10 protein-coding genes are annotated in these 13,011 nt (G+C 42.3%); 4 read left to right on the top strand and 6 right to left on the bottom strand.

The genetic code is table 11. From position 1 onward, the window contains the following. Positions 1–51 precede the first annotated feature (51 nt). The 3 genes from BLQ05_RS11835 to BLQ05_RS11825 form a co-directional block, all read right to left on the bottom strand. Positions 52–2,259, bottom strand: coding sequence for a patatin-like phospholipase family protein (locus BLQ05_RS11835; protein ID WP_023577659.1), 2,208 nt, complete (start codon positions 2,257–2,259; stop codon positions 52–54). Between the two features lies 1 nt (position 2,260). Then, positions 2,261–4,078 carry an excinuclease ABC subunit UvrC gene (gene uvrC / locus BLQ05_RS11830; RefSeq protein ID WP_023577658.1) on the bottom strand — a complete coding sequence of 606 codons (1,818 nt, stop codon included), beginning with the start codon at positions 4,076–4,078 and terminating at the stop codon, positions 2,261–2,263. Between the two features lie 115 nt (positions 4,079–4,193). Then, positions 4,194–4,952 carry a hypothetical protein gene (locus BLQ05_RS11825; RefSeq protein WP_023577656.1) on the bottom strand — a complete coding sequence of 253 codons (759 nt, stop codon included), beginning with the start codon at positions 4,950–4,952 and terminating at the stop codon, positions 4,194–4,196. Positions 4,953–5,053: 101 nt separating this feature from the next. Here BLQ05_RS11825 and BLQ05_RS11820 point away from each other — a divergent pair, with 101 nt between their 5' ends. From BLQ05_RS11820 to BLQ05_RS11805, 4 genes are all read left to right on the top strand, one after another. Next, the gene (locus BLQ05_RS11820; RefSeq protein ID WP_023577655.1) at positions 5,054–6,025 is read left to right on the top strand and encodes a succinylglutamate desuccinylase/aspartoacylase family protein; all 972 of its coding nucleotides are present in this window, start codon (positions 5,054–5,056) and stop codon (positions 6,023–6,025) included. Positions 6,026–6,292: 267 nt separating this feature from the next. Further along, positions 6,293–7,555, top strand: coding sequence for a pyridoxal phosphate-dependent decarboxylase family protein (locus BLQ05_RS11815; RefSeq protein WP_023577654.1), 1,263 nt, complete (start codon positions 6,293–6,295; stop codon positions 7,553–7,555). Continuing rightward, positions 7,524–8,093 carry a 5-formyltetrahydrofolate cyclo-ligase gene (locus BLQ05_RS11810; RefSeq protein WP_035655067.1) on the top strand — a complete coding sequence of 190 codons (570 nt, stop codon included), beginning with the start codon at positions 7,524–7,526 and terminating at the stop codon, positions 8,091–8,093. The genes BLQ05_RS11815 and BLQ05_RS11810 overlap by 32 nt, the downstream gene beginning before the upstream one ends. Before the next feature lie 34 nt (positions 8,094–8,127). Next, entirely contained in the window at positions 8,128–8,325 is a 198-nt protein-coding gene (locus BLQ05_RS11805) for a hypothetical protein (protein WP_143000950.1), read from the top strand. 51 nt (positions 8,326–8,376) lie between these two features. Here the strand turns inward: BLQ05_RS11805 and BLQ05_RS11800 are convergent, their stop codons facing one another. From BLQ05_RS11800 to ileS, 3 genes are all read right to left on the bottom strand, one after another. Next, the gene (locus tag BLQ05_RS11800) at positions 8,377–8,970 is read right to left on the bottom strand and encodes a lipoprotein signal peptidase (RefSeq protein WP_023577651.1); all 594 of its coding nucleotides are present in this window, start codon (positions 8,968–8,970) and stop codon (positions 8,377–8,379) included. Positions 8,971–9,054: 84 nt separating this feature from the next. After that, positions 9,055–9,435, bottom strand: coding sequence for a TraR/DksA family transcriptional regulator (locus tag BLQ05_RS11795; RefSeq protein WP_023571092.1), 381 nt, complete (start codon positions 9,433–9,435; stop codon positions 9,055–9,057). 7 nt (positions 9,436–9,442) lie between these two features. After that, a complete protein-coding gene (ileS, locus tag BLQ05_RS11790; RefSeq protein WP_023577650.1) occupies positions 9,443–12,901 on the bottom strand; it encodes an isoleucine--tRNA ligase in 3,459 nt (1,152 codons plus the stop codon). Between the last annotated feature and the right edge of the window lie 110 nt (positions 12,902–13,011).

Genomic DNA, 13,011 nt, shown 5'->3' with positions numbered 1-13,011 from the left:
AAAAAAGGGAAATTAACGCATAAAAACCTTAGTTAAGCCGTTTCAGGGCTTTTAAAACCAGAAGCCCAAACTGATCCAGGTGAAATGGTTTCGGGTTTCGGGAGACCAGGAATGTTTGAGTTCTATTGGTCCGATAAATGTTTCCAATCCGTATCCCAGCGCATAGCCGGAATATTTAGGACGGGAAATCCAACGGTCGTCTTCGAAAATCGCATTTCCCACATTGGCAAAATTGGCACTGAAATTAAAATGGTTCTTTTTGTAAAATTCGTAATCCAATCCTATTTCGCCTTTCACATAACTGTCCCCCGCAATGCTAAGGAAGTCATAGCCGTAAAAATGACGGAAATTATTAATCATGCTGTAGCCGTAGCCTCCCAAAACGAAATCATGAAAAGGAATACTTCGTTCTCCGATGGCAAATCCCCCTTCGGACTGGAGTTTCACCGCTACACGCTTAAAGAAAGTCTGCACTATTTCAATATCGGCTTTGGCGATGGAAAACGGTTCAAAAGAATTGGTGTAATCCGACGAATACACAAACGATTTAAAATCACCAAAAAAATGCACTCCTTTCTTAGCGAAGTAATTTTTATCCTGTGAATCGAATTTCACATACCCGTACATAGACGCATAACTGCTGTTCTCCAAAACCGGATTGATATTTCCCAGGGTTTCCGATTTGATTTTCAAATGTTTCCATTCCGTTCCGGCGCCCACAAGAAATTTTTGTGCGAAAACGGTTTGGGCAAACACCTGTTGGGTGAAATCGGAAAAATTGATATTGATGGAATTTGTCCCGAGCGACTCAAGCGCTATGCCGTTGGCAAAATCGGTGGTGATGTTTTTGTTGAACTGATTGTATCGGGAATTCACCCCAAAACTCCAATAAAACCCATTATCATAATAATAATTCAGATTGTATCTGAAATTATCGCCCAAAACCACATCCAAAGAAACATTATCGTTTTTAAAGAAGACTTTCTTTTGTGTTACGTTTATTAACGCGGCACTTTTATACAAACCGTCATAATGCACTCCGAATTTCAGATACCGTTTCACCGGATTTTCTTTCAGTTCCAATACAAGATTGTCCTTATCATACCCTTTTTCAAATGAATATGAGATAGCACTGAAATTTTGTGTGGAACTCAGATTACTGATTCCGTCGCTTAGTTTTTGAAAAGTGATTTTGGAGTTGTTTTTAAATCGCAACTTCCCCAAAACATAGGCTCGTGTAAAATTATTGAGGTTGTTGACCTTAATGCTGCCGATATTTAGCGTGTCTGTGGGTTCGATAACAGGAACTTTTCTTCGGTTTTCGTTAGCGGTAAAACCCAATTTGGCGATTTGCTCATACACCGAAAAGGCAGCTTCCTCCCCCTTATTAATGATTTCTTTCCCCAAATCAAACGAGATAACCGAATAGCCTTTAATATCCGGTTTGATATAAATATCGGTGGCCTTGCGCTTCGCTTCCATCTTTTCAATCATGGTGAAATTGGTAATCTGCACCAAAACTCCGGAAGCGCCACCCAAATTATCCCTGTCTTTCAAACCTTCCTGCACATCGACACCAATAATGATATCGGCACCCATTTTCCGAACTTCTTCAATCGGATAATTGTCGGTCACCCCGCCATCCACGAGCAATCGGCCGTCAATTTCCACTGGCGTATACAACGACGGAAAGGCTCCGCTGGCCAGAACCGCCTTGGGCAGAATGCCGTTTTTAAGCACCACTTTCTCTCCGGTTTCAATATCGGTGGCAATACAAACAAACGGAATGGGAAGTTTATCGAAATCCCGAATCAAACGCACGTGATTGGTTAATCGGCTGAGTAAATTATAGTTGTACATCCCTTTCGAAAGTGCTGTGGGAACGCCTACCTTAAACTTGTTAAACGGCAAGGTCAGTGCGTATACCTCGTCGTTTCTTTTTTCGAAAAAACTTTTGGAGGTTCTGGGAATGTAATCCTGAAGGAGCGCATCGGTATCCACCACGGTAAAAATGGAATCCAGTTGTTTGGCGGTGTACCCGGAAGCATACAAACCGCCGACAATGGCCCCCATACTGGTTCCGCCGATATAATCGACTTTCACGCCGGCTTCCTCCAAGACTTTCAACGCGCCGATATGCGCCAATCCTTTCGCACCACCGCCACTCAAAACCACACCGATTTTTGGTCGTTTTTGGTCCTGGGCAAAGGCAGAAAAAACTAAGCTAAATACTAAAATCAGCAGGGAGAGTTTTTTCATTTTATGGTTTTGGATTGGATTCCCTGTAAAATTCGACAATTTTTTTGGCTTTTGAAAGTCCTACTACCTCAGATATTTCTTTTTCGGTCGCTTTTGACAATCTTTTAACCGATTTGAAATGTTTTATTAACGCAATCATGGTTTTTTCCCCGATGCCCGGTATGGTTTCAATCGAGGTTTGAATCGCCGCCTTGCTTCGTTTGTCCCTATGAAAAGTGATACCGAAGCGGTGTGCCTCGTTCCGCAACTGCTGAATGATTTTCAGGGTTTCCGATTTCTTGTCCAGATACAACGGCACCGAATCCCCCGGATAGAACAATTCTTCCAGTCGTTTCGCAATCCCGATGATGGCCACTTTTCCGCGCAGCCCCAAATCGTCGATACTTTTTAACGCCGACGACAACTGCCCTTTTCCGCCATCAATAATAATCAGTTGTGGTAATTGCTGGTTTTCGTCTAACAATCGTTTGTATCTTCGGTACACCACTTCCTCCATCGAAGCGAAGTCGTTCGGTCCTTCTACGGTTTTGATATTGAAATGACGGTAATCTTTCTTGCTCGGTTTTCCGTCCTTGAACACCACACACGCCGCCACCGGATTCGTTCCCTGAATGTTCGAGTTATCGAAACACTCAATATGCCTCGGCTCGACCGAAAGACGTAAATCCTTCTGCATCTGTGCCATAATACGGTTCGTATGTCGGTCGGGATCGACAATTTTTATCTGTTTCAACTGATCCATGCGGTAGAACTTGGCGTTTCTTTCGGACAAATCGAGTATTTGTTTCTTGTCGCCCAATTTGGGAACGGTGACTTTTATCTTATCGCCGAAATCGATCCCGAAAGCTTTCGGGACGAACGGCAGGATAATTTCTTTGGAATTCAGATGAAAACGCTCGCGCAATTCCACCACAGCCAGTTCCAGCAACTCTTCGTCGGTTTCTTCCAGCTTCTTTTTCAGTTCCATCGTATGGGAACGCACAATCGCGCCGTGGGAAATCTGAAGGAAATTCACATACGCCATCGCTTCATCGGAAACAATCGAAAAGACATCGATATTGGAAATCTTCGGATTCAGAATCGTCGAACGCGACTGGTAATTCTCCAGCACTTCAATCTTTTCCTTGATTTTTTGTGCTTCTTCGAACTTCATGTCGGCCGCCAATTCGCCCATCAGTTTTTTGAAATCCTTCAAACTCTCTTTAAAATTCCCTTTCAGAATTTCTCGGATGGCCTGCACCTGTTTTTCATAATTCGTAATCGTCTCCAAGCCTTCACAAGGCCCTTTGCAGTTCCCGATATGGTATTCCAGACACACTTTGAATTTTCCGCTGTCGATATTGGCTTTACTCAAATCGTAATTGCAGGTTCTTAGCGGATACAGTTCTTTAATTAAATCCAGAATCGTATGCACGGTCTTGAAACTCGTGTACGGACCAAAATATTCCGAACCGTCCTTAATCATTTTTCGGGTGGAAAAGATGCGGGGAAAGCGTTCGTTCTTGATGCAGATCCACGGATAGGTTTTATCGTCCCGTAACAACACGTTATACCGCGGCTGCAGTTTTTTAATGAGGTTGTTTTCCAGCAACAGCGCATCGGTTTCCGTGGGAACGACGATGTGCTTGATGGAAACTATTTTTTTGACCAACACGTTCGTCTTGGCATTATCGTGTACTTTATTGAAGTAGGACGCGACCCTTTTCTTGAGGTTTTTGGCTTTCCCGACGTAGAGAATCTTCCCTTCCTTATCGTAATACTGATACACCCCCGGACTGTCGGGCAGGGTTTGGAGTTGGAGTTCTAAAGTGGGAATCACAGGCTAATTATGAGTTATAAATTATGAATTATGAGTTATTGGAAGTCGTTTCGTTTCTATCCCGACGCTCATTACCATTTCAAAGTTACAAATTTATTGAGAGCAAAAAAATGCATTATCGGGACACTTCATTAACCGTAAAAAAATAGGGGTTCTTATAATATTTTTTGCTGGGCGTAAATTTATATTTTTTCTTATACTTGTCTTCTAAACTGTCTGTCAGATATTCTATTCCTCCGTAACCAATTTGCTTTGCAAAAAACTTATTGATTTCCATCTTTTGATATGTCCCATCAAGCATCGGTTTTGAAACAGCGTATACTCTCCCCTTTTCTACTATGAAAAGGTGTTGGGTGAGCCCGTCAATTTTGAAGGTGAAAAACTTGTCCTGCAATCTCAACTTCATCATAGTAAGGATGTTGCTTCCTATTGGCTCAGTCATTATACAATCAAACATTAAAGGGGATTTCAAATAATCAGGCACTTCAACAGTAGTTTCAAAATGCACAAATTTATCTTGCTTATCATAAATATTATATAGACTGTTAATATTCTCATTATGGAAATCGAGAAAATCAAGGACATTACCCTGAAATTTAAAATCTTTTAGCAGTTTGAATTCAGGTATCGCTTTAACATGAAGCTCATCCGGATTGTACTCCGTAATAAACCTACACCCATGGTGCGCTTTCCAACCCGGATATTCTCCAGAGTCTTTAGCCGAGGTCGTATAAACATACTGTTCTCCCAAATTTTTTCTAGCTGATTCCTCGTATTCCTTAAGTGGAAGTTTAAGCGCAATTATGTCTTTCTTTAGGGAGCAGCCAACATTTATCAGGAGCAATAGTAGACACACTGAAACATGCTTCATCATTAGTTCTATTTTATTGCACAAATGTATTGTATCTTACAAAGCAACTCAAAATTTATAATTCATAACTCATAATTATTATTATTTTAGCGTTTTAACCTGCTATGAACTACCGAAATAACGTTTTACGAATTCTGAAAGAAGACATCCTGCCCGGAGAGAGCAAAACCATCAATATGGAAATTGCCAAGCTCCATACCATGACCAAACTGAAGATTCCCATCATCGTGGAACGTTCCAAATTACCGGGTCCTACCGTTTTATTATCGGCGGGATTGCATGGCGATGAAATCAACGGCACGGAAATCGTACGGCAACTCATTGTTAAAAAAATCAACAAACCCAAAACCGGCACCATCATCTGTATTCCGATTATCAACGTTTTCGGTTTCGTGAACCAGACGCGGGAATTTCCCGACGGTCGTGATTTGAACCGCGTGTTTCCGGGAAGTAAAACCGGTTCGTTGGCCAGTCGTTTTGCGTATTATCTGCTGAAAGAAGTGATTCCGCACGTAGATTACGCCATTGACTTTCATGCCGGAGGCGCCGCGCGTTTCAATGCCGCACAAATTCGAATCGCACCCAACAATCCGGAACTGCGGGATTTAGCGGAAATTTTTCACGCACCTTTTACCCTTTATTCCAACAACATTACTGGTTCGTTCCGAAATTCGTGTGACAAATTGGGGGTAAAAATGCTCTTGTTTGAAGGCGGGAAATCCATCGACATCAACGAAGATATCACCCAACAGGGCATCGAAGGCGCCAAACGCGTTCTGGAACATCTGGGCATGCTCAACCACCGAAGAAAAGCCAGTTATCCCGAAGAAAAAAGCATTTACATCGAAAAATCGGCCTGGATTCGCGCGCGGTATTCGGGGATGTTTCACGGATATACCAAAATCGGCAGTTTCGTGGAAAAAGGACAGTTGTTGGCCACCATTTCCGATCCGTACGGAAAAATAGAACACAAGATGAAAGCACCCAATTCCGGGTACATCATCAACGTGAACGAAGCGCCGATTGTGTATCAGGGTGATGCCATCTACCATATTTCAACCGAATTGGAAAAGTAAATCAACACAATTCATTGATTTCACCGCAGATTCGCAGATAATCTAAATTTGTAAATCTGCGGTTAAAAAAATAAGAATCCAGACCGTTCCACAAACACACAACTGCAGTTTCTCAGACTTTATTATTCGTGCATTCGCGCTAGGAAATCTGCGAATCTGTGGCAAAAATAAAATCAAAATGTTGCGGTTTCCCAATTTTCAAAACCTAACAATTATCATATTTTATTTGTTTTGAAGCCCTTAGCTTTGAGTCAAATTTGATTGCATATGATAACTTGGAAAAAACTAACCCAAAAAGAACGTCAGGAGCGCATTGAAAAAGCGTTGGAGGAAAATGTAAATTTCGCTCACGATGCGTCCTTGGGCTATCCGGCTTCTAAACTCGACAATAAAGTATTCAACAGCGATGCGCCTTTTTTAAAAGACGCACCCACCCTGCAAACCTATGTGGCGAATCCCAACCATATCGGATGTCATACGATTGGTTCTTCGGAAAAAGCGTTTAGCGGCACACAGGAAATGGAGCGTGAAGTACTGAAAGTATTGGCCGTGGATGTTTTTAAAGCTGAACCCGATTCTTACGACGGTTATATCGCACCCGGCGGCACCGAAGCCAACATCCAGGCCATCTGGATGTACCGCAACTATTTCATGAATCAGCATGAGGCAAAACCCGACGAAATCGCCATAATCGCAACCGAAGACACGCACTATTCCATTCCCAAAGCAGCCAATCTGCTGATGTTGGAACGCCTTTCGGTTCCGGTACATTTCGAAAGCCGCGAATTGGACAAAACGGCATTGGAAACGATTATCACTTCGGCGAAAGCCAACGGAAAAAAATACTTTATCGTGGTATCCAATATGGGGACAACCATGTTCGGCGCGATAGACAACCCGGACGATTATATCGAAGTCCTTGAAAAACACCAACTGGCGTACCGATTGCATATCGATGCGGCTTACGGTGGTTTTGTGTACCCGTTCAGCAACAAAGACTCGGTCATTAATTTTGAAAATCCCAAAATCAGTTCGATTACCATTGACGCCCACAAAATGCTGCAGGCACCTTACGGGACCGGTGTGTTCATCTGCCGAAAAGGGCTAATTGAAAACGTCCTGACCAAAGAAGCCGAATATGTGGAAGGCATGGATTTGACTCTTTGCGGCAGCCGTAGCGGTTCCAATGCCGTGGCGGTCTGGATGATTTTATTTACCTATGGTCCGTTTGGCTGGTGTGAAAAAATCCGCGTACTGCAAATGCGTACCGACTGGTTGTGCGAACAGTTGGATGCCATGAACATCAAGTATTTCAGGGATCCGAACATGAATATTGTCACCATACAGGCCAAATACATCCCGCAGGTATTGGAAGCAAAATACGATTTGGTGCCGCAAAAACACGACGAAACCAACGAATGGTACAAAATTGTGATCATGGATCATGTGGAAGTAGATCATTTGAGTACTTTTATAGCCGATTTAAAAAGTACGTTACATGTTGAAAAAAGAACTGCGCCTAAAGTATAAAAACGAAAGAAAAGAGCTGAAATTTGAAGAAATTCAGGACATAAGTCTGGCGATTGCCAACAGTTGTCTGGCCCTGCCGATTTGGGACTACACCTATTTCCATTTGTTTCTGCCGATAGAAGAACAGAAAGAAGTCAACACCGAATTCCTTTTGCAGATCTTGGCCGGAAGAGACAAGGAAATCGTTATTTCGAAATCGGATTTCGAAACCCGAAAAATGACGCATTATCTGTTAACCGACAACACCAAAATAAAAAACAACGCCTACGGGATTCCCGAACCGGTTGATGGGATAGAAGTACCTTCCTCTAAAATAGATGTGGTTTTCGTACCGCTTTTGGCTTATGACAAAAAAGGACATCGGGTAGGGTATGGCAAAGGGTTTTACGACACTTTCCTTTCCGAATGCAAATCGGATGTAATTAAAGTAGGACTCTCGTTCTTTGATCCGGAAGAAACCATCTCCGATGTTTTTGAAAGCGACGTTAAATTGGATTTTTGTGTGACCCCTTATGGTATTTTTGAATTTAAAATATAATTCGATATATTCGTCAAACCAAAAACCCCATTTTATGAGAAATAGTGTTCTAAAGAAGATTATGTATGCCGCCTTTGCTTTTATGATTGTGTTTGGATTCGACAGTTGTGTCGTAAAACACCATCATCACAAAACCGTTGTGGTAAAAAAGAAACGATTACCGCCGGGACAGGCTAAAAAAATCAGCGGTGACAGAAGCGCGAGACGTCATGCACCGGGACATAATAAATAATAAAAAAGACCACAAAATTGTGGTCTTTTTTATGTATACTTTGCGCTATAGTTACTTCCCGAAAGCTCTTTTATTGAATACAATCAGAATTCCGACACCGGTTGAAATTGCCACGTCGGCTACGTTAAAAATCGCGTTGAAGAATGTAAAATGGTTTCCACCCCAAACCGGTAACCAAGACGGTAAGTTTCCTTCCCAGATGGGAAAATAAAACATGTCCACCACTTTTCCGTGGAACCATTTCCCGTAAGGTTCATTGCTGAATAGTGTGGCTACCTGATGCGAACTGTCGTTAAAGATTCGACCGTAGAATACCGAATCGATAATATTCCCAACCGCTCCAGCCAATATCAAAGACACCGCCACAATCAGGAAATTGGACGATTGTTTTTTCACCGCATCGTACAACCAATAGCCGATGCCGCCAACGGCGATGATACGAAACGTGGTGAGTAACAACTTACCGAAGCTGCCCGGGATTTCGGCACCCCAAGCCATGCCGGAATTTTCAATAAAGTGAATGCGGAACCAATCGAACACTAAGACTTCTTCGTCCAGCATAAAATTGGTTTTGATGTATATTTTGGAAATCTGGTCAATCACCAAAATCAGGACAACCAGTAAATAGGCTTTCTTTAATGACATTTTGCTCAATTTAGCCACAAAAATAAGAGAATTAAACCATATAAAAAACGCTCCGGGCGGAGCGTTTCGTATTTTTTGAAAAGATTAACGTTGCAAGTTCTTTGCTTCGATGCTCATGGTTGCATGAGGAACCAGTTTCAATCTCTCTTTATTGATTAATTTTCCTGTTACTTTACAAATTCCGTAAGTCTTGTTCTCTATACGGATCAAAGCATTTTTCAAATCTCTGATAAATTTCTCCTGACGAATGGCAAGCTGTGAATTGGCCTCTTTTGACATGGTTTCGCTACCTTCCTCGAAAGCTTTAAACGTTGGCGATGTGTCATCGGTACCGTTGTTTAAGTCGTTAAGGTAAGCGCTTCGTATTAAATCCAAATCGTTTTTCGCTTTTTCCAATTTCATCTGGATCAATTCCTTGAACTCTGCTAAGTCCGAGTCGGAATATCTTATTTGTTCATCCACCATAATTTCCTTATTTTGAAATTAATATTCTTGTTTTTAGGTCATCAAACTCAATTTCCGTACCATTTTCAATACGGTCTTCAAAAACAAGTTCTTCCGTTAACGTTTCCGATTTAATGTATGCTTCGTTGTCTTTTACGGCGTCCTGAATAATGCCGTCTTTTTGCATGGTCACTTTAATCTTATCGGTCACTTCAAAACCTGAATCTTTTCTGATATTTTGGATTCGGTTGACCAATTCGCGGGCGATACCTTCTTTTCGTAAATCATCGGAAATTGTGATGTCCAATGCCACGGTAATGCCTCCCGAATTTGCCACTAACCAACCCTCAATATCCTGTGAAGAAATCTCCACATCTTCAAGTGTTAAATTAACACTATTTCCTGAAATAACAATACTTATTACGCCTTCTCTTTCCAATTTATTTATCTGATCCTGAGAAAAATGCTGTATCTCCTTAGAAATCAATCCCATATCTTTACCGAAACGCGGCCCCAATGTCTTAAAATTAGGCTTGATCTGCTTCACAAGTATCCCGGAAGCATCGTCCAGCAACTGTACTTCTTTCACGTTCACTTCGGCTTTAATCAGGTCGGAAATCGCTTCAATTTCGGCACGTTGATTTTCGTCAAGCACAGGAATCATAACCTTTTGCAGCGGTTGACGCACTTTTATCATTTCCTTCTTACGCAGCGATAAAACCAGAGACGAAATCGTTTGCGCCTTCTGCATTTTGCTTTCCAGCGACTTATCAACAAAGTTTTCAACGGATTTCGGGAACTCGGCCAAATGTACACTTTGGAATTTTTCCCCGTGTGTTGCCTGGGTTAAATCTCGGTAAAGTTTGTCCATAAAAAACGGCGCTATAGGCGCTCCAAGTTTGGAAATTGTAAGTAAACATGTATATAAAGTCTGATATGCCGCTATTTTATCCTGCGCATAATCGCCTTTCCAGAAGCGACGACGACACAAACGCACGTACCAATTGCTTAAATTTTCCTGTACGAAGTCGGAAATTGCTCGGGCAGCACGGGTTGGTTCGTACTCCGCATAGGCCTCATCCACCACCTGAATTAAGGTGTGCAATTCGGATAAAATCCAACGGTCGATTTCCGGTCTGTCAGCTAACGGGATTTCCGCTTCGCTGTAACTAAACCCGTCGATATTGGCATATAAGGCAAAGAACGAATACGTATTATATAGTGTTCCGAAGAATTTTCTTCTTACTTCGGCCACCCCTTCGATGTCAAATTTCAGGTTGTCCCACGGATTCGCATTGGCAATCATGTACCAGCGGGTCGCATCCGGACCGTATTCGGCCAAAGTGGTAAACGGATCTACCGCATTACCAAGACGTTTGGACATCTTTTGTCCGTTTTTATCCAACACCAAACCGTTGGAAACGACATTTTTATAGGCTACTTTATCAAAAACCAAGGTTCCGATAGCGTGTAAGGTATAGAACCACCCTCTGGTCTGATCCACGCCTTCAGCTATAAAATCAGCAGGAAAGGCTTTGTTTTCATCGATTAACTCCTTGTTTTCGAACGGATAATGCCATTGCGCATACGGCATGGCGCCCGAATCGAACCAAACATCAATTAAATCACTTTCGCGTTTCATTGGTTTTCCGGATGGCGAAACCAATGTTATTGTATCAACAACATTTTTATGTAAGTCAACTAAATCGTAGTTTTCCTCGCTCATGTTTCCGATTTCAAACCCTTTGAACGGATTTACGGATTCCACACCCGCTTGAATCGCTTTTTCGATTTCATTGTAAAGTTCTTCCACCGAACCAATGAGCATTTCTTCCGTTCCGTCTTCCGATCTCCAGATTGGCAATGGGATGCCCCAGTATCTTGAACGGGATAAGTTCCAGTCGTTGGCATTTTTCAGCCAGTTCCCGAAACGGCCTTCTCCGGTAGCTTTTGGCTTCCAGTTGATGGTTTCGTTCAGGTCAAACATACGGTCTTTCACTTCCGTCACCTTGATGAACCAAGAATCTAACGGATAGTACAAAATCGGTTTGTCCGTTCTCCAGCAATGTGGATAACTGTGGACGTATTTTTCCACCTTAAAGGCTTTGTTCTCTTCTTTTAAACGAATAGCGATTTCCACATCCACCGATTTCTCAGGAGCCTCACCCTCATTATAGTATTCGTTTTTAACGTATTTCCCAGCCATATCACCCATCTGAGACACAAAACGCCCTTGCAAATCCACTAAAGGCACTGGGTTTCCGTTTTCGTCCAACACTAACATTGGCGGTACTTCCGGAGATGCTTCTTTGGCTACTTTGGCATCATCGGCACCGAAAGTTGGTGCGGTGTGTACGATACCCGTTCCGTCTTCCGTGGTAACGAAATCACCTGAAATTACTCGGAATGCGTTTTCTGGATTTTGATACGGTAACGTGTACGGCAATAATTGTTCGTATTGGATGCCGACTAAGTCAGCCCCTTTACATTCGGCTATGATTTCAAAAGGAATTTTTTTATCGCCTTCCTTGAAATTTTCAAAATCGGCAGCTTCGCTGGTTTCGAAATAGTTTTTCGACAACTGTTTCCCAACGAGATTTTTCGCTAAAATGATATTGACAGGTTGGAACGTGTATTGATTGAAGGTTTTCACCAGCACATACTCGATTCTTGGACCAACTGTCAAAGCGGTGTTACTTGGCAATGTCCAAGGTGTCGTCGTCCAGGCCAAAAAGTGGATTTCATCCAGTTCCAATGCTTCAAACTTGTATTGTTTTAAATCGTTGGTGGTAATGTAATCGTAAAATTTGGCGAACGTTAATTTTCTTTGATTCTCCAAAACCTTGAACTGCGCCACAATGGTAGTATCGGTCACATCACGATAGGAGCCCGGCTGATTTACTTCGTGCGAAGACAATCCGGTTCCCGCTTTGGGCGAATACGGCTGAATGGTGTAGCCTTTGTATAATAAATCTTTGTTGTAAATCTGTTTCAGCAACCACCAAACCGTTTCCATGTACTTGGATTTGTAGGTCACATACGGATCTTCCATGTCTACCCAGTAGCCCATTTTTTCGGTCAGGTCGTTCCACACGTCGGTATAACGCATAACGGTTTTTTTACACGCTTCGTTATATTCGGCAATGGAAATGGTTTTTCCGATGTCTTCCTTGGTGATGCCCAATTCTTTTTCGGTACCCAATTCTACCGGTAATCCGTGGGTATCCCAACCCGCTTTACGTTTTACCTGAAATCCTTTTTGGGTTTTGTAACGACAAAAAATATCCTTAATCGCACGGGCCATCACGTGGTGAATCCCCGGTAATCCGTTTGCCGAAGGCGGGCCTTCAAAAAACACATACGGCGTCGCGCCCTCACGGGACGTTACACTTTGCTCAAAGATGTTTTGTTTTTTCCAGAAATCAAGCACTTCAGAAGCCACAGTGGGCAAATCAAGTCCTTTGTATTCAGTGAATTTTGTACTCATTTTGTCGTTTTCTTAAATCAATGCGCGAAAGTACGGAATTTTAGAGAAAATAGAGAAAAGAAGCGAGAAAAAAGACGACCAAACACTACAGTTTTAAGAGTTTACTAACA

This window comes from Flavobacterium saliperosum, assembly GCF_900100625.1.
GTDB classification, from domain to species: Bacteria; Bacteroidota; Bacteroidia; order Flavobacteriales; family Flavobacteriaceae; genus Flavobacterium; species Flavobacterium saliperosum.
The sequence above is the reverse complement of the archived record's forward strand: the minus strand, read 5'-3'. Positions and strand labels throughout refer to the sequence as shown.

Coding starts and splice junctions, on each gene's coding strand:
- BLQ05_RS11835 (WP_023577659.1), bottom strand. CDS start 2,259: ATGAAAAAACTCTCCCTGCTGATTTTAGTATTTAGCTTAGTTTTTTCT.
- BLQ05_RS11825 (WP_023577656.1), bottom strand. CDS start 4,952: ATGATGAAGCATGTTTCAGTGTGTCTACTATTGCTCCTGATAAATGTT.
- BLQ05_RS11820 (WP_023577655.1), top strand. CDS start 5,054: ATGAACTACCGAAATAACGTTTTACGAATTCTGAAAGAAGACATCCTG.
- BLQ05_RS11815 (WP_023577654.1), top strand. CDS start 6,293: ATGATAACTTGGAAAAAACTAACCCAAAAAGAACGTCAGGAGCGCATT.
- BLQ05_RS11810 (WP_035655067.1), top strand. CDS start 7,524: ATGTTGAAAAAAGAACTGCGCCTAAAGTATAAAAACGAAAGAAAAGAG.
- BLQ05_RS11805 (WP_143000950.1), top strand. CDS start 8,128: ATGAGAAATAGTGTTCTAAAGAAGATTATGTATGCCGCCTTTGCTTTT.
- BLQ05_RS11800 (WP_023577651.1), bottom strand. CDS start 8,970: ATGTCATTAAAGAAAGCCTATTTACTGGTTGTCCTGATTTTGGTGATT.
- BLQ05_RS11795 (WP_023571092.1), bottom strand. CDS start 9,435: ATGGTGGATGAACAAATAAGATATTCCGACTCGGACTTAGCAGAGTTC.
- ileS (WP_023577650.1), bottom strand. CDS start 12,901: ATGAGTACAAAATTCACTGAATACAAAGGACTTGATTTGCCCACTGTG.